The sequence below is a fragment of the Nocardia sp. NPDC055029 genome (assembly GCF_053608525.1).
Map to the genome: position 1 here is coordinate 1 of NZ_JBSGVQ010000027.1, position 16,449 is coordinate 16,449.

14 protein-coding genes and 1 pseudogene are annotated in these 16,449 nt (G+C 66.4%); 7 read left to right on the forward strand and 8 right to left on the reverse strand.

Annotation, left to right across the window (positions count from 1 at the left end; genetic code table 11):
- Positions 1-43 precede the first annotated feature (43 nt).
- The 3 genes from ACWF9G_RS22135 to ACWF9G_RS22145 form a co-directional block, all read right to left on the reverse strand.
- On the reverse strand, positions 44-1,354 hold the full coding sequence (locus ACWF9G_RS22135; RefSeq protein WP_452517523.1) for an FAD-binding oxidoreductase: 1,311 nt from the start codon (positions 1,352-1,354) through the stop codon (positions 44-46).
- Positions 1,355-1,426: 72 nt separating this feature from the next.
- Positions 1,427-1,930: a DoxX family protein gene (locus tag ACWF9G_RS22140; RefSeq protein ID WP_452517525.1), complete on the reverse strand. Its 504-nt coding sequence runs from the start codon at positions 1,928-1,930 to the stop codon at positions 1,427-1,429.
- A gap of 105 nt (positions 1,931-2,035) precedes the next feature.
- Positions 2,036-2,590 (reverse strand): carboxymuconolactone decarboxylase family protein, encoded by a 555-nt coding sequence (locus ACWF9G_RS22145; RefSeq protein ID WP_379309837.1) that lies wholly within the window; start codon positions 2,588-2,590, stop codon positions 2,036-2,038.
- A 78-nt stretch (positions 2,591-2,668) separates the two neighbouring features.
- Between ACWF9G_RS22145 and ACWF9G_RS22150 the strand changes: the two genes are divergently transcribed.
- The 7 genes from ACWF9G_RS22150 to ACWF9G_RS22180 all read left to right on the forward strand — a co-directional run bounded on the left by ACWF9G_RS22150 (position 2,669) and on the right by ACWF9G_RS22180 (position 11,159).
- A complete protein-coding gene (locus tag ACWF9G_RS22150) occupies positions 2,669-5,710 on the forward strand; it encodes an AfsR/SARP family transcriptional regulator (RefSeq protein ID WP_452517527.1) in 3,042 nt (1,013 codons plus the stop codon).
- Between the two features lie 95 nt (positions 5,711-5,805).
- Positions 5,806-6,252, forward strand: coding sequence for a hypothetical protein (locus tag ACWF9G_RS22155; protein ID WP_452517529.1), 447 nt, complete (start codon positions 5,806-5,808; stop codon positions 6,250-6,252).
- 278 nt (positions 6,253-6,530) lie between these two features.
- A complete protein-coding gene (locus tag ACWF9G_RS22160) occupies positions 6,531-7,286 on the forward strand; it encodes a glycosyltransferase family 2 protein (RefSeq protein WP_452517531.1) in 756 nt (251 codons plus the stop codon).
- A gap of 303 nt (positions 7,287-7,589) precedes the next feature.
- Positions 7,590-8,273 carry a hypothetical protein gene (locus ACWF9G_RS22165; RefSeq protein ID WP_452517533.1) on the forward strand — a complete coding sequence of 228 codons (684 nt, stop codon included), beginning with the start codon at positions 7,590-7,592 and terminating at the stop codon, positions 8,271-8,273.
- A gap of 358 nt (positions 8,274-8,631) precedes the next feature.
- On the forward strand, positions 8,632-9,087 hold the full coding sequence (locus ACWF9G_RS22170; protein ID WP_452517535.1) for a tyrosine-type recombinase/integrase: 456 nt from the start codon (positions 8,632-8,634) through the stop codon (positions 9,085-9,087).
- 50 nt (positions 9,088-9,137) lie between these two features.
- On the forward strand, positions 9,138-10,268 hold the full coding sequence (locus tag ACWF9G_RS22175) for a GTP pyrophosphokinase (RefSeq protein ID WP_452517537.1): 1,131 nt from the start codon (positions 9,138-9,140) through the stop codon (positions 10,266-10,268).
- 603 nt (positions 10,269-10,871) lie between these two features.
- Positions 10,872-11,159 carry an NUDIX hydrolase gene (locus ACWF9G_RS22180; protein WP_452517538.1) on the forward strand — a complete coding sequence of 96 codons (288 nt, stop codon included), beginning with the start codon at positions 10,872-10,874 and terminating at the stop codon, positions 11,157-11,159.
- Here the strand turns inward: ACWF9G_RS22180 and ACWF9G_RS22185 are convergent.
- The 5 genes and pseudogenes from ACWF9G_RS22185 to ltrA all read right to left on the reverse strand — a co-directional run bounded on the left by ACWF9G_RS22185 (position 11,152) and on the right by ltrA (position 16,446).
- Complete coding sequence (locus tag ACWF9G_RS22185) at positions 11,152-11,697, reverse strand: HD domain-containing protein (RefSeq protein WP_452517540.1); 546 nt, start codon at positions 11,695-11,697, stop codon at positions 11,152-11,154. The genes ACWF9G_RS22180 and ACWF9G_RS22185 overlap by 8 nt on opposite strands.
- A 119-nt stretch (positions 11,698-11,816) precedes the next feature.
- Entirely contained in the window at positions 11,817-13,052 is a 1,236-nt protein-coding gene (locus ACWF9G_RS22190; protein WP_452517542.1) for a pentapeptide repeat-containing protein, read from the reverse strand.
- Positions 13,053-13,256: 204 nt separating this feature from the next.
- Positions 13,257-13,625 (reverse strand): beta-ketoacyl synthase N-terminal-like domain-containing protein, encoded by a 369-nt coding sequence (locus ACWF9G_RS22195; RefSeq protein ID WP_452517544.1) that lies wholly within the window; start codon positions 13,623-13,625, stop codon positions 13,257-13,259.
- Positions 13,626-14,463: 838 nt separating this feature from the next.
- Positions 14,464-14,865 (reverse strand): annotated as a pseudogene (locus tag ACWF9G_RS22200) (IS30 family transposase); the annotation flags it as partial.
- 270 nt (positions 14,866-15,135) lie between these two features.
- A complete protein-coding gene (gene ltrA / locus ACWF9G_RS22205; RefSeq protein ID WP_452517546.1) occupies positions 15,136-16,446 on the reverse strand; it encodes a group II intron reverse transcriptase/maturase in 1,311 nt (436 codons plus the stop codon).
- Positions 16,447-16,449 lie beyond the last annotated feature (3 nt).

Consider the following 16,449-nt stretch of genomic DNA (forward strand, 5'->3'; position numbering starts at 1 on the left):
GAGCCACAAGGGTCTCCGGCTTGCGGTCGCTCGGCGCCGAGTCCTATCCGAGCACCGGGTAGTTCGACCGGATCACCCCCTGCGGATCCCGCGCCCGCTTGATCTCCCCCAACCTGGCCAGCGTCCCCGCGTCGAACGCGCTCGCCGCGGTCTCCTCCGGGGTGAGGAAGGTGTAGGGCTTGCGGCCGGTGATGCTGCCGCCGAGCGCGTCGACGATCTCGCGACGGCGGCCCTTGACCGCGTCGGCGAGGTGCGGCAGGCCGAGGCCGAGCAGATACAGCAGGTAGGGCTCGGCGACGGGACCGCGGGCGCCGCCGCCGAGGCGGGTGGCGGCCAATGCGGCGCCGAGGTGGCGGATCTGGATGTCGACCAGCGGGGCGACCGGGCCTTCCAGCACGGTCTTGACGACCGCGTCGTCGAGTGCCGTGAGCATTTCGGCGCGGGACAGCGAGGGGCTCGGATCGGTGGGCTCGGCGGTGATGGCGCCGAGGTCGGCCACCGCCAGCGCGCCGCGCGTATCCGTGACGGCGCCGCCGATCGCGTCCAGCGCGGCGAGCAGCGCCCGGCCCTCTTCCGCGTCGCCCAGGTAGGCGGCGTCCAGCGCAACCATCGGCGGCGCGTCCGGGAATTGGAAGCGGTGGAACCACACCGACAGTTCCGCGGGCGCGTCCGAGGTGAGCTGCAGGAACAGCTCGAACACCGCCGCGGTGCGGGTGCCGGGCCACATCACCCGGCCGCCGTAGAGCCCGGGCGCCGGGAACAGGTCGAACTCCAGTCCGGTCACCACGGCGAAATCGCCTCCGCCGCCGCGCAACGCCCAGAACAGCTCGGGATCGTCGTCGGCCGTCACCCGCGCCGCGGCACCGGTCGCGTCGACTATGTCGAAGGCGCGCACCGCATCCGACGCCCAGCCGTACTTGCGACCGAACCAGCTCAGGCCACCGCCGAGCGTGTAGCCGGTCACGCCGACCACCGGATTGCTGCCCGCCAGTCCGGTGAGCCCGTGCGTACCGGCCGCGGCCTGCACCGCACCCCATTGCGCGCCCGCGCCGACCTTCGCGATCCGCCGTTCGGCGTCGATCTCGACGCCGTCGAGCCGCCCGGTGCGCAGCAGGATCGCTTCCGAGATCCCGCCTGCCGCACCATGTCCGGTCGGCTGCGCCACCACGGGCACACCCGCCCGCGCCGCATGGGTGACGACGGCGGCCACGTCGGCGGCGTCGGCCGCCTCCACCACCGCGGCCACCGGCTGGCTGACCGTGATGTTCCACGGCCGCGCGGCTCCGTCGAATCCCCCGTCACCTGGGAGCAGCACCCGGCCACGCACCGCGTCGCGCAGAACTTCGAAAGACATTGTCTTTTCTCAACTTTCAGTAGTAGACGAATCGTGCGGGGCGCGGTCGCCGAGACCGCGCCCCCACCGGAACTAGGCGCGACGGAACTTCAGCGCGCGGGACAACGGCTTCGGGTCGCGCTGGGCCGGGGCGCGCAGCGCCCAGGAGGCCAGCGTCAGCCCCGCGAAGACCAGCGGGGACACCGTGTTGGGGGTCGGATCGCCGACCGCGAGATGGGAGGCGGCCGCACCGGCGTAGACGAAGAACAGTCCGGCGTAAGCCCATTCTTTGAGCCGCGGAAATCCCGGCACCACCAATGCGGCGACTGCGGCGACCTTGGCCACACCGAGGATCGTCGCGAAGTACATCGGGTAGCGCAGCCCGGCGAAGGTCTCCTCGACGTACGGGATGCGGGCCAGATCCCAGTACGCGCCCACCACCGACTCGGTCAGCACCAGGCCGGTGGTCGCGGCGAAGACAGCGAACTTGGTGCGCGATGCCGCAGTGGTGCCTGCGACGGAGTCGATCAGTGCCCGCACGCCGTGCGCCGGGGTTGCGCCGGGCAGCGAGTCCGGGGTCGCGATGTGTGTACTCATGGTCAGTGTTCCTTTCGGAGTTTCGGATCTTTCGGTGGGTGGCCGCCCCGTACCGGTATGACGAGACGGGGCGGAAGACTGTGACAAGAGCGGGAAATCGGCGGTTCAGGACTCGTCCGGCCGGACGTCGTGACGGACGAGCGGCCAGTCGTTGGCGACCCGCCCGACCAGCGCCACGTAGTTACCGAAGACGCCGAGAGCGACCTGCGCGACCGCCTCGACGAGCTCGGCGGCGGTAAGCGTTTCCTGCGCGGCGGCGAGTTCGGCGTCGGTGACGGCGCCACGGCCGCGGACCACGGCGCTCGCGAAGGCCAGCAGCGCAGCGGCTTTCGCATCGGCGGCGACACCGGAACGCGCGGCGGCGGCCTCCCGATCGGTGAGACCACTCACGCGGGTACCGAGAAAGCTATGGGCGGACAGCATGTAGTCGCAGCGGTTCTCCTGGGCGACGAGTACCGCGATCCTGGCCCGCGTTGCCTCGGCGATTGCGCTGTCGCGCAATGCTTTCGACAATTCGACGTAGCCGCGCAGCGCGGGCGGACTGTTGCCGATCGTCTTGATCAGATTGGGCGTGAGGCCGCACAGCTCCTGCGCCGCGTCGAACAATGCCGCGGTCGGGCCCGCGGCGATCTCCGGTTCGATGAGAGGAAGTCCTGGCATGGCGACTACTCTGTGCCGCCGAGTTGATAGATTCGCGATGCCTCCGCTATGGGTGCTCGATAGGAGGCGGGAGAAGGTATGCGGTTCAGGGTTCTCGGTGCTGTCGACATCACCGTGAACGGCACCGCGCTGACGGGCACCGCACCGCGACACCGGGCCGTCCTGGCTTATCTCCTGCTGCACGCGGGCCAGGTGCTCAGCGCCGAGCAGATCACCGACGCCGTGTGGGGCGTGCGGCCGCCCGACACCGCGCGTTCGCAGATCCACGCCGCGATCACCGCCATCCGCCGGGTGCTGCGCCAAGTGGGCGCGGCGGAGCTGCTGCAGACGCGCGGCACCGCGGGCTATGTGCTGAAACCCGGGCCGGGTCAGCTCGACCTCACCGAGTTCACCGACCTGGTCGCACGCGGGCGAGCGAGCGCGGCGACCGATCCGCGGGCTGCCGTGTGCACGCTGCGCGCCGCATTGGCACTGTGGCACGGCGAGGCGCTCGCCGACGTGAACGCCGACTACGTGGCGGGAGCCAGAATTCGACTGCGGGAGAAGCGGCTCGGCGCCATGGAGCGTCTGCTCGAGCTGGAGCTCACGCTCGGCAGGCACGCGGAGATCCTCGACGAACTCGTCGCCCACGCTGCGGCCGATCCGCTGCGGGAGCGGCTGCACGCCCAGTTGGTCCTCGCCCTGCACCGATCCGGTCGGCAAGCCGATGCACTCGCCGCCGCCCGCGCCTTCCGCACGGCGCTGGCCGACACGCAAGGGCTGGACCCCGGCCGCGCGTTTCTGGCGCTGGAACAGGCGGTACTCCAGGATGATCGGGCGTTGATGCTTCCCCAAGCCGCGCCGATCGACACCGCCCTTGCCGAACCGCACGCCGCCACCGTCGTCGACGGTCCCGCCGGAGCCGAGGCATCGACCGAACCGGTCAGCGTGAAGATCCACCGTCCCGTCGCCGCGAAACCGCACGGCGGCAACACGATCGATATCCACGATGCGGAGACGTCGCCGCCTATCGCGCGCCGTCCCGATTTCCTCCCCTACGACATCCCCGACTTCGCCGGACGCACCGACGAACTCGACCGGCTCACCGGCCGGGACGCGGGCGACGGACCGTCCGCAACCATCGTGGTGCTCGACGGCATGGCCGGAATCGGCAAGACCACCTTGGCGATTCACACCGCGCATCGGCTCGGCGATCTGTTCGCCGACGGACGGCTCTTCGTCGATCTGCAAGGCCATACCCCGGGCAGCCATCCGGTCGAGCCGGGTGCGGCGCTGGAAGTCCTGCTGCGCCAGTTGGGCGTTCCCGCCGAACGCATCCCGGCGTCCGATGCGGACCGCGGCGCGCTGTGGCGGGCAGAACTCGCCGCCCGCTCCGTGGTCGTGGTGCTCGACAACGCCCTCGACGCCGAACACGTCCGGCCGTTGCTGCCCGGCGCTTCGTCCAGCCTGCTGCTGATCACCAGCAGACGCCGACTGATCGATCTCGATGGCGCCCGGTCCTTTTCGCTGGATCCGCTGCCCGCCGAGGATGCCATCGCGCTGTTCGGCCGGATTGTCGGGGCACGCGCCGACGCGGAACCGCTCGCTGTCCTCGATGTGCTCCAGCTCTGCGGTTTTCTGCCGCTCGCCGTGCGCATCGCCGCGGCACGGCTGCACCACCGACCGCGCTGGAGCGTCGAATACCTGGCCGACCGGCTACGCGACGAACGGCGCAGGCTCGCCGAACTCGCCACCGCCGACCGCGGTGTCGCGGCAGCCTTCACGCTCTCCTACGAGCAGCTTGCCCCCGCCCAGCAACGGATGTTCCGGCTACTCGGTCTGCATCCCGGACGAGATATCGAGCCGCACGCCGCGGCCGCGCTCGCAGGCCTCTCGGTGTACGAGGCGGAAGACTACCTCGAAGACCTGCTGGACGCGCACATGCTCGCCCAGCACGAAGTCGGCCGCTACACCTTCCACGATCTGCTGCGCGAATTCGCCCACAGCACAGCGACGGTCGCGGAGGACACCGACGTGCGGCGAGCCGCCACCGCCGGGCTCTTCGAGCACTACCTGCACCACGCTCGCGCCGCTATCGATCTGCTCTTCCCCTACGGCGCCGACCAGCGCCCGGAACTGCCGGAGCCGGCCCGCGCGATTACGGAATTTCCGGACGAGACCGCGGCGGCGCGCTGGCTCGACACCGAACGCGAGAACCTCGTCGCAGCGACCGCCACCGCAGCCTGCTGCGAATGGCCGACGCGGGTCGGCGATTTGGCGACCACCCTGCGGCCCTACCTGGACGGCAACTCCCGCCACTCCGATGCGGCCATCCTGCACGGCGCCGCGCTTCAGGCGGGCCGCCGCCTCGGCGATCGGACATGCGAAGCCCGCGCTCTCACCGATCTCGGCTGGACCGCGTGGCGCCGCGGGGATTACGACGAGGCCGAAGCGCTGTCCCGGCGGGCCGTCGGGCTATGCCGGGCGACCGGCATAGCCTACGAGGAGGCCCGCGCCTACAACACCCTGGGCAACGTCGCCTCACGTCGCCGCGACTTCGAGTCGGCCAGAGAGCTTTTCGGCCGCGCTCTCGAACTCACCCACGCGGTGGGCAACCGGGTCGGCGAGGCGCACGTGCTCGGCAACCTCGGCGTCATCCTCGATCGGTGCGGCATGCCCGCGGCGGCCGCCGACCACCTGAGCCGAGCCCTCACCCTGCACCGCGAGCTGGGCAACCGGCGCGGTGAAGCCTTGGTGCTCGATCACATCGGGTTGGTCTACCGCCGCGACGGCCGGATCGGCCCGGCCTTCGACCATCACAGGCAGGCCGCGGAACTGTACGAAGAGCTCGGCGACCACCATGATCGCGCGGCCGCGATCAACGGCCTCGGCGAAACCGCCAGGGCGGCAGGCGATCCGCAGCGGGCGCTCGCCGACCACACCGCCGCGCTGCGGCTGGCCGAGAACCACGGCAACCGGTCCGAGCAAGCACGGGCCGAGGAGGGCCTCGCGCGGACCCACCACGATCTCGGCGACACCGATCTCGCCCGCCACCACGCTCGGCGGGCCTTGGCCGGGTGGCGGGCGCTACAGGTTCCCGACGCCGAGGACGTTCGCGAATTCCTCGACGGCTTGGGCTGATTGACGGACGGTTGACCGAACCTGCGGAGATCAACGCGGGCGCCTGTTCCACTGGCTGACATACGTGGTCTGCCTGAGGGAGAGGACGAGGCGTCATGTCAATCGACGTCGGGAAAGCAGCGGCGGCGAGCCGGAGTGGCGGTGCGGTGGCGCTCGCAACGCTGTCGGCGGGCGGGCTTCTCGCGGCCGCGATCTGGGTGTCGAGCCGCTTGGATGTGAGTCCGGAACTGCATCGCCTCGCGATGTTCGTCCACCTGGCAGCGCTGGTCGTCGGGCTGGGCGCAGTGCTGGTCGGCGACCATTCGGCCCTGCTGTGGCCGACCCGGCGGGTGACGACCGCGCAGATGCTGCGCGACATCGGCCGACTGCATCTGCCGATCTGGGTCGGCCTCGCGGGTCTGGCGGGCAGCGGGATGCTGCTCGAACCCGAATTCGAGATACTCGCCACGCGCGTGAAGCTGGCTCTGGTCGCGATTCTGCTGCCAACGGGATCCAAGCGATGGCGCTCGAACGGCGAATGGTCGCGGCGGGCCGCGAACTAGGCTTCGCACTCGTTCTGCGCGGTGTGCTGACCGCCCTGTTCTCCCAGGCATGTGGGTGGTCGGCGATGTGGATCGGCTTCACCGCGACACAGTCCTGAACAATTGGCCGGTATTGATTGTCCTGGCGGACAGCGTATTACGGTCAACGCACGGCACTGCTGCACTGAACCCGGGCGCAACCGGCGACACGTGGTCGACATGGTCGGGCGGCCCCGCATGACGCAGGAAAGGCCCTCGACGCCCATATCGCCACCCTCGCCGACCCACAGATCGGCGTCGTGGGGACCCGCATCCAGACTCCGGCCGGCGAGCCCTACCCCAACGGCCGACGCTTTCCCTCCACGACCCTCGCCGCCCGCCACGCGATCATGAGCGTGCTGCGGCCCGGCAGCAACTCCGCCAGCGCCGAATACTTCGGCCCCGCCATCGGCCGCCCCGACGCCGACCAGATCGTCGACTGGGTCTCGGGCTGCTCCTTGATGATGAAACGCCCTCTGTGGGAGCAGATGCGTGGCTTCGACCCCCGCTACTGGATGTATCTCGAAGACGCCGACCTCGCCTGGCGCCTGCGCGAGAACGGCTACACCACCGTCCTGTCCGGCCCTGCCTGGGTCACCCACCACGGCGGACAGTCCGGCAAGTTCCGGCGCAACCGGTCCCTGTGGCACCACCACCGCAGCGCCGCCTTGTTCTACGTCCGCACCCGCCCGCACCGGCTGGCGGCGCATCCTCGTCCCTGCCGCCTTCGCGTTCCTCGGTATCCGTCTCGCTGCGCTTGTCGCACTCAACTCCGCCCGCCGCCTCACCACCCGCGACTGACCCTGGGGGTCGACCATGGCATACGCATCCTGCTGGCTGCTCACCGGCACCTGGCACACCCGCTACCGGACACCGGGAGAGAACCTCCCCAGCGACATCATGTTCCAAGTGCAGCCGGTGACAGCCAGACCGGGCTATGCAACCGCCATGGTCAACTGGGCCGAGCAGACCAGCCCTCACTCTTCTTACCGTCACACCGGTTCTCAGCTGCTTGAGCGCTCCAACACGACCGGCGTCGAGGGAGCGGCGCGGCGAGAATCGATGCCGCTGGCCGTTCTCAGCGCAGACCTCCGGCAGCAGTGCTGGGTGGTTGGTGTACGTGCCCTCCCGCATCAACGACGAGGCGGGGCTCCTCCACCCGTCGGCGAGATCGCCCACGTCTTCAGCTTCGCCGAGATCAGCCGCGCCACAACGAAGGAGCCCTCGGCGGCGGTCCTGGCCGAAGTCGTGTACCGGCTGCCGGAGTTCTCGGCCACAGTGGCAGCCACGAGTGCTGGTACTTCACCATCGACGCCGGGGTGGAGTACGAGCACAAGTTCACCCTCGACCCCGACATCGACATCGACATCGACATCGACACGCTCACCCGGGGCATTGCCGAGGAGATCGGCTGCGGGGAACCGGAGTACCTGCGACCCGAGTTCGCCAACGCCTTCGAGATGGGGCAGTTCCACAACTACATGTTCGAGGTCACCGGACCGACCTCGGCCGACTGCGGGTACGCATCGTTCATCCCCCGCCGGGCGGGCGGTCACGTCATCAAACGCAAACGGTTCACACAGGACGGATTCGCCCGCTTCGAAACCAAAAACATTGTCCCTGAGGAACACACCGACATCGCGCAGATGCAGTCCTACCTGCACCGACGCCTAGGCCTCGACGTCAGCTACCTCGGGGAGTTCACCCGTACCTGGTTCGACAACAACGTCGAAAGCGTCAACACCGGACACATCTACTCGATCATGGCCGACCGCTGCGTATTCCCAGAGCATCCCGGCACGGCACTCCAGCAGCTCGAGATCGAATACCTCCGGTCCCGTGGCAGCGAACGTGACCGCCGTAGCGAGATGATCGATGAACTCGGCTCCCTCCGCCGCTGGACCATCCGCCACCTGGCAGAACAACCGATCCCGGCGGAGCCGAGCCACCTGTCGAAGTACACCTTTCTCAGCAAGCTGACCCATCCCCGCCCGGTCCTCTGAAGCAACAGCGTTGGCGGGGTGACGCACTTGGGGCAGGGTACGCCCAGAGCCAACGCCAGGTGTGCGGTCGGGAGGCGCACTGGGCGCTGCCCGGCGTAGTGTGCGAAGCACTCGTACCGGGTGAGCATGTGCTGGCCCGCCCAGGCCGTTACCCGAGCGCATGCCGGTCCGGCCCATCTCCCCCGGGCCGGACCGGGCGCGCGGAGATACTCACCTTCAGCCGACCAACACGCACGGCCGCTTCGCCTCCGACTGTGCCGTCAATCAGGTGACGCCGCCGCTCTGTCGGTATTGCATCGGCTCCGCTGTGTCGGGGTCTGGCCGTAGGGTGTCGGGGTGCCGAACTCCTCTAGCTGCGATGAGCACCGATCGGCCGACACCCGTCGTTTTCGTGGGCCAGCGCACTCCAGTCGCCGCAACTCCCATTGGCCTCATCGCCTTGCCGCGCCTACTCCCCTTCGGTGACAAGACGCGCACCGCGTTGCGTCGCTATCTGCGAATGCGAGCCCGACACCCGCAGGCAGCCAACGACCGACCAGAACTTTGGCTCAGTCGCTTCGGGCCGATCACCAAGTCGGGAGTCCAGCAGATGATCGATCGTCGCGCCGTCAACGCAGGTATCGGCCACCTGCACCCGCACCAGTTCCGGCACTTCTTCGCACACAACTGGCTCGCGAACGGCGGTCAGGAACAGGACCTGATGATGCTGGCGGGCTGGCGGTCCAGGCAGATGCTCGGCCGATACGGCGCCTCCGTTGCCAGCGAGCGTGCTCGCGACGCACACAAGCGGGCAATATTCGGAGATCAGCTGTAGCTCATCTACGTTCCGCAGCCCCAAGGTGAGGCGAGTAGTACTATTGCGGAATGCCTATCGCGGACAACTCGGGCGACTTTGATACTGCGACCGAAAGTCTCGAAAGTTTCGGAATTTCACTGGAACGCCTGATATCCGAGCTATTAAACAGGGCTGGTATTCAAGTCCATAGCGTGACATACAGAGTGAAAACAAAAGAATCCGCGGATAAGAAGATCGCGAACCGTGAGGGAAAGTATTCCAGCGTCGCCGAGTTGACCGATCTGCTAGGAATTAGGGTAATTACGTACTTTACCGATGAAGTCGACCGAGTCGCGAATGCACTCATTCCAGAGTTCGCCATCGACCCGGAGAACTCGGTCGATAAGCGAAAAATTCTTGACCCCGACAGATTTGGATATCTTTCGCTTCACTATATCGCCAAACTCGGCGAGACACGCGAAACACTTGTCGAGTACGAGCGGTTCAAGGGGAGGGTGTTCGAGATTCAGATTCGATCGATTCTTCAGCACGCCTGGGCAGAGATTGAGCACGACTTGGGCTACAAGGCAAACGGCTCGCTCCCGACGGAAATGAAGAGAAAATTCTCCCGCCTCGCCGGGCTTCTAGAGATGGCAGATGACGAATTTGTCAACATCCGCGATACCCTCGGCACACTCGAAGAGCAAGTCGCCGAGGAGATAGAGGCCGATTCATCAAATTCAACCGACACCGAACCTCCCATTGAAATTGATCAACTAAGCGTTCGAGCAATGCTCAGGACGGCATTCCTGCGCGAACTAGATACTCGCGTAGCGCAGGCCATTAATGCACCCCTTGATTCGAGAATTGAAGGAAGGTACATTTCGCGGCGCGTAGCTGAAATCGAATCATTTGGAGTTTCAGACATTGCGACAGTCATCGAGACACTTTCAGCATATCGCGAGCAGATTGTCGAATTTGCGAAACTTTGGTCGGCGCAGAAATCCCGACGCCGAGGTGAGCCCAGGCCCGCACCACGCGGCATAAGCGTCTTCTTCCTCCAGACCTGCCTGGTTGGACAAGCATACAGTTCCCGGAAACAGGGAGACTCGCCGTTAGCGCTTAACGCGTACGGACCCGAATTGCCCAAGTACTGGGCAGAGATCTGGCGCGAAGTAGTAGAGAATGTCGGAGAGCCCTCGGGTTTGGCAGGAGACTAAACGCCCAGGCCGGTCATGTCAGTGCCGCCGCCGAGTCGACGCGCTACGACGGCTGCACCCGGCCCGACCGGCCCTCACCTCTGCCGCCACGGATTGGGACTGGCTGCGGCTGTTTGACCTCACCGTGGCATTGGCCACCGGTCACCTGCCGCCACCCTGCACTGACCGGTCGGCCGCGGCCCGGTAGTCACCCCGTTGCCCAATGACAGTACCGATCGAATCCACTAGCTACCAGCAGATTGTGGGTTCGATCGCTGCGGGTTCTTCCGATTCGACGACGAGATGATCGTCAACATGCACGCCTACGGCCTCCCCGGCGCCCACGCCCTGCGATGCATATCCGCCAACTGCCCGCCGGCAACCTGTTCGACACGTACATGACTAGTTTGAGTCGTGTGGGCAACCGCGACGGAGGACGACGGCAATGGGACGAACCGACTACTTCCATGACCCGGCAGCACCGCGGCCGAACGCCATCAAGGTGGCGGTCAGCGCGGTGGTGCTAGACGACTCGGGCCGAATCTTGATGATCCGGCGAACAGCAACGACCGGTACGCCATACCTGGTGGCCGACTTGAGGCTGGCGAGACAGTCAGCGAGGCCGTGGCCCGTGAGGTCCTCGAGGAGACCGACATCAGTGTGGAGGTCACCGACCTCGTTGGGGTTTTCTCCAACCCGGAGCACGTCATCGCCTACGACGACGGCGAGGTCCGGCAGGAGTTCTCGATCTGCTTCCGTGCACGACCCATCGGCGGATCGCTGCGCACCAGCGAGGAGTCCAAGGAAGTTTTGTGGGTCACGCCCGCCGCGGCAGACTCGCTCAACGTCCACCCGTCGATCAGCTTACGGATCGAACGAGGATTGGAAGCTGCGTCGCCCTATTTCACTTGACCTCGACGCCAGCGAGCCGGGCGGCCACCTGTGTACGTTCGACGGCAGCGACCAACTGCGGCGCCGACTCCGCGACTGATGCCGACACGACGTGATCAGGCCCGTACCGTTCGAGAACTTCCGCGATCCGGCTCCGAACGTCCGTCGGCTCACCCGCCTGCCTTGTGGACATGTCCGCCCACCGCAGGGCGTCCCGCAGCGCCGGCTCGTCCTCCCACAGCAGGGGAATTCCGCGCCGGCGGGCTTCAACACACGCACACGAATGATTGGTGACAAGCGCGCACAGCCTGTGCGGCGCGCCTTCAGTGCGAAGGAACTCGGCACCATCCACCGGATGGAACCCCGTCGTCGCCAGCTGGGCACTGTACCCGATGTCGTGTAGCCAGGCCGCCGCGACAAGCAGCGCTGGATCGTCGACCGCGTCGGCCACCGTTGCCGCGCGACGCGCCACACCCTCGACGTGTTGGAGTCGGCGCGGAAGGTCACGCAGGCACACTCGGGCGACTTCCTCGGCCCAGACAACGAGATCGACGGTCATGCTCTCCACGGTATCGAGCCGGGGCAGATACGAGTGTTCTTCGCCGCTCAGAACCCCAGTCTTCACCAGGACCAGGGCTGGGGGGGTGTTTTCTCAAGAGCCTCTGGCGGCAACGTTCCTTACCGGCTAGGTGGCGGAGTGAAGCCTTCGGGCCATCGAGTGGTGTTGTCGTAGCGGATGCTATTCAGGTTTGCACCATCGAGCGTCGCGTTCGTGAGTAGTGCTCCGGAGAGCTCAGCGTGGGTGAGGTCCGCGTCGGAGAGGTTCGCGCCCGAAAGGTTCGCTCGGATGAGGTCCGTGTCGGAGAGGTTCGCGCCCGAAAGGTTCGTTTGGGTGAGGATCACATAGTCGTGGTTGGCGCGACTCAGGTCCGCGTCGGAGAGGTTCGCGCTGTGGAGATTCGTGCCGAAGAGGCCCGCGTCGGAGAGGTTCGCGCCCGAAAGGTTCGCATGGGTGAGGTCCGCAAAGCCGAGGTCCGCGTCGGAGAGGTTCGCGCCCGAAAGGTTCGCCTGGGTGAGGCCCGCGTCGGAGAGGTTCGCGCCCGAAAGGTTCGCCTGGGTGAAGCCCGCGTCGGAGAGGTTCGCGCCCGAAAGGTTCGCCTGGGTGAGGTCCGCAAAGCCGAGGTCCGCGTCGGAGAGGTTCGCGCCCGAAAGGTTCGCCTGGGTGAGGTTTGCACCTAGGCGAGCCGCGCCTGGGGTATCGGGCGCATTTAGTTTCGCGCTGCTGAGGTTCACGTCGACAAGGATCCCGTGGGTGAGGTCCGCACCGACGAGGTTGGCGCGACTCAGGTCCGCGCCGGAGAGGTCCGCGCTGCGGAGATTCGCGCCGAAGAGATCCGCCATCCTGAGGTCCGCGCCACGAAGGTCCGCCCCGGAGAGGATTGCGCGGCGGAGTTCGACCAAGAAGAGGTTGGCAGAACGGAGGTCCGCCTCGTTAAGGCGTGCGTACTCCAGTTGGAGACCGGCGAGATCCTGCTGGTAAAGGTCAAACCCTTTAAATGGCCTCGGCAGGTTCGGATCGGGAGATGATCGTTCGCGCACGAAGCGGAGGTTCTCAATTCGCAGCGACTGGGCAAACTGATTCTGTGCCAGTTCTCGCTCGCGCGTCTCGCGCTGTGTGTCGATATACAACTGTGCTGCGAAGACGATCACTGCGAGCCCGAACACCAGGACAATCTCACGGAACCACCACACCGGCTCCACGCCGGACTGCCGCGGGATCAACCCTCTCCTACGTCGCGCAGATCGGCCGCTTTGACGCAGCGCCGTCGGCCCGTCTTCGTTCGCGTCCTGGCCGCCTGGCCGAGCGTCCTCGCGCCCTGCACGGGCTGGTTGGCTTTGCTCGTTTTGGCTCATCCTGTCAATTCTGGAGGCCCAGTACACAGCGTCTCCAGATCGTCGTCTTGCTCGGCGTGTCCTCGCTTCGTCTGTCCAAGCTGATGCACGCGATGACGTTGACACCTCCGACCAACCCTGCCCAATCGCCCGACGGGCCCAGGAGATAGGCCCGACCCCGACGGCCGATGCTCGCGGCCGCAGCCGTCGTGTTCGGCACTGCTGTCACTGTCCAGACCGGAGGACTTGATGACCGGAGTCCAAGCAGTCGCGATGATTCTCGGTCTGCACAGCGCGCTGGTAGTTTCGCTGCCGCGGGGCCTGGGGAGGCGGGCGCCCGTCCCCAGCTTGAGCGGGGGATGGCCAAGGACGCTGCACCGCCGACTGCGGTGCAGCATTCCCATTTTTGGATGCATGGTCAACCGAACCGGTGTGCCGGGCATCAGCACCGCCGACGAGGACGACCGAGTCCGCCGATCGCGGCGACGGGCAGCCCGCCATGATGTTTCGCCAGAACACCTGGGCGTTCGGCGCACCGGGAAACACCGCGCCGATCCCGACGACGGCGATGTCGCGGCCGGTGCGCTCAACCATCGCGGGAACCACTAGGCTGCAACCCGGCCGGTGCGCCCGCGTCGGCGCCGAACGCCTCGGGCCCTGGTTTCGGCGCTGCGGGGCTGGCGACGCTCGCACTCGTCACCCCGATCCAGGAGACCTTTGCCACCCCCGCCCAGCCCGCTCGACGTATCCTCGGTTGTTGGACAGCCCTGCTCGTGGCGGTTCTAGCAACCTTGTTGGGCATTGCGGTGATGCCAGCAAGCCCAGACAAGTTCGGCGCGTACCCGGTCTGTGTAATGTTGGCCGCGCTGGTGAGCGTCTGGGTAGCGGCCGCGATCCGACGGGTCTTCAAACGGCGCCATCGACGACTCACACTCTGACCGACACACGAAATTCGACTGACCCAGAACCTTTCGCGCACGAATCGGCCACCCGCCGGGTGGTCAGTGCCTTGGCCGCGACCGCGGCCACACCACGACTCTTGGCAACTCCGCCCCGGTCGAGCCAAATCGCTCGCGCGGTCAATGCCTGGCGGTCGATCACCTCGTGCTCGTCCACGACTACCTCGACGCCCGCGACCCCGGGGAGGTTCCCAGCGGCTACAGGGTTGTCCGGTCGGTGTCCTCTCCGCCGGCGCGCCTGCGGCCAGACTGATCAGCTGCGGCCAGCGCCCTGGCCGTTCATCGACTTCCGAGTTCTGCGTGCCGAAGCGGCCGACCCGGCGGTCCAGGCGTCGGGGCCTGAGACGTGTCAGGACCGACATCACGGCGTCTTTCGCCGCGCCGGTAGAACGAGATGATTCGTCACCACGCCGCTTGGATTCCAGCAATCGTCGCAACGATCGAGGTTATGACGCTTCCAGTAAAGCAGCCAGTCATTCGGCGGGTGTATCCCAGTCCAAGGACTTCCTCGGACGTCCGTTGAGCTCGTCCGCGACGGCTCGAAGGAGTCGAGGGTCGTGCCGGGAGAGATCGGTGCCCTTCGGAAGGTACTGACGCAGAAGGCCATTGGTGTTCTCGTTGGTGCCGCGCTGCCATGGTGAGCCGGGGTCGCAGAAGTAGACTTTCATGTCGGCCGCGATGCTGAAGGCGCGGTGTTCGGCCATTACCGCGCCTTGGTCCCAGGTCAGCGTCCTGTGCAGACTGGTCGGCAAACTGGTAACGGCGGCGATGAGGCTGTCCCGGACGGTCTCGGCGCTGCGGTTGCGGCCGAGGTGTCCGAGCATGACGAAGCGGCTTGTCCGTTCGACCAGCGTCGCGATAGCGGACCTGTTGGCGGCGCCGATCACGTAGGGGTCGGACCGGGGCGCGGTGCCAGGATTGCTCCTGGTCCGTTTCCCCGGCCCGCCCTCCGCACCGGACGTGCGACTCTCATCGCATCCGGCGCTCCACGGATTGCCACTGCTATGCGGGAACGGTCGTTCCCGCAGTGCCTGACCATGGTGTGGGGATGTTGTTCGCCCGCCACCGATAGCGGGTGACCGCGACCGTGGTGGTGTCGAACATGACGATCCCGTCTGCTGCCGGACGGTTGCCTGGCCTGCCGGTCAGGAACCGCCGGTAGAGCTCCGCCCACGTGATTCGCTTGTGCCGCTTGAGCAACCATTGAGTGACTCGATGCCAGGCGAAGGCATCGAGATACCCGAACGTCGCTTTGACACACCGTGGCGGAAATACGCACACCATCCTCGAAGCACCGGGTTGAGGCGTCCGAGAAGGTCAGCGAGGCCGTGATGGCGTGCCTTGTTCGTGAGCGCCCGCACCTTCGCCGTGATCGAGGCCAGCGCCTTCTTCGACGGGTAGGTGTAGACACTCATCTTGATGGTTCCCTTCTTCCGGCGCCGCTGGATGCGGAACCCGAGGAAGTCGAACCCCTCGTCCAGGTGGCATACCCGGGACTTCTCGATCGACAGGCGTAGCCCCAACGGGGCGATCACCTGCGCGACTTCGTCCCATAGCGCTTCCGCGTGCGCTTCGGTTCCAGCCACCATGATCACGAAATCGTCTGCGTAGCGGACAATTCGATAGGTGGCACCGCCGCGTTTGCGGTGCGCCTCGCGCTGATAGGGAGTCGTGTGGGACTCCCATTTCGCGACGAAATGCGCGTCCAACACGGTTAGAGCGATGTTGGCCAGCAGCGGTGAGAGTATGCCGCCTTGGGGTGTGCCTGTGTCGGAGTTCCTGACCATCCCGTCGCCGGACATGATGCCCGACTTCAGGAACGCCCTGATCAGGGCCAGAACACGTTTATCGACGATGCGTGTGCGGACCCGCTCCATGATCGCGGAGTGGGCCAGCTCGTCGAAACACGCCGCGATATCGGCCTCGAAGACCCAGTGATAATTCCGGGTCCCGAAAGCGTGGATCTCGGCGATCGCGTCCTGAGCACGACGCCGCGGGCGGAAACCGTAGGAAACCGGTTCGAAATCCGCCTCGAAGATCGGCTCCAACACCAGCAACAACGATGCCTGCACCGTGCGGTCCATCGCGGTAGGGATACCGAGTCGCCTGAGCTTGCCGCTTCCCGGTTTGGGAATGAGTCTTTCCCGCACCGGAAGTGGTGTGAACGTCCGAGCCTTCACTTGCTCTCGGACCTGGCCCAGAAACGTCACGATCTCCTGGTCCCCGACGATGGATGCCGGTGCCAGCCGGTCGACACCGGCCGAGCGAGCACCCTTGTTTCCCTGCACCCGTTCCCACGCGACGGTGAGGAAATCCGGGTGATGGACGAGGTTGAACACGTCATCGAAGAGGCGGCCCGAATCCTCGACCGCCCAGTGGTGCAGCTTGCGTTGCATCTGTCGTACCCGCCATGCCGCCCGATCAGGATCGGGCCATGCCGGTTCGCCGGTATTCACCAG

Coding starts and splice junctions, on each gene's coding strand:
- ACWF9G_RS22135 (WP_452517523.1), bottom strand. CDS start 1,354: ATGTCTTTCGAAGTTCTGCGCGACGCGGTGCGTGGCCGGGTGCTGCTC.
- ACWF9G_RS22140 (WP_452517525.1), bottom strand. CDS start 1,930: ATGAGTACACACATCGCGACCCCGGACTCGCTGCCCGGCGCAACCCCG.
- ACWF9G_RS22145 (WP_379309837.1), bottom strand. CDS start 2,590: ATGCCAGGACTTCCTCTCATCGAACCGGAGATCGCCGCGGGCCCGACC.
- ACWF9G_RS22150 (WP_452517527.1), top strand. CDS start 2,669: ATGCGGTTCAGGGTTCTCGGTGCTGTCGACATCACCGTGAACGGCACC.
- ACWF9G_RS22155 (WP_452517529.1), top strand. CDS start 5,806: ATGTCAATCGACGTCGGGAAAGCAGCGGCGGCGAGCCGGAGTGGCGGT.
- ACWF9G_RS22170 (WP_452517535.1), top strand. CDS start 8,632: ATGAGCACCGATCGGCCGACACCCGTCGTTTTCGTGGGCCAGCGCACT.
- ACWF9G_RS22175 (WP_452517537.1), top strand. CDS start 9,138: ATGCCTATCGCGGACAACTCGGGCGACTTTGATACTGCGACCGAAAGT.
- ACWF9G_RS22185 (WP_452517540.1), bottom strand. CDS start 11,697: ATGACCGTCGATCTCGTTGTCTGGGCCGAGGAAGTCGCCCGAGTGTGC.
- ACWF9G_RS22190 (WP_452517542.1), bottom strand. CDS start 13,052: ATGAGCCAAAACGAGCAAAGCCAACCAGCCCGTGCAGGGCGCGAGGAC.
- ACWF9G_RS22195 (WP_452517544.1), bottom strand. CDS start 13,625: ATGGTTGAGCGCACCGGCCGCGACATCGCCGTCGTCGGGATCGGCGCG.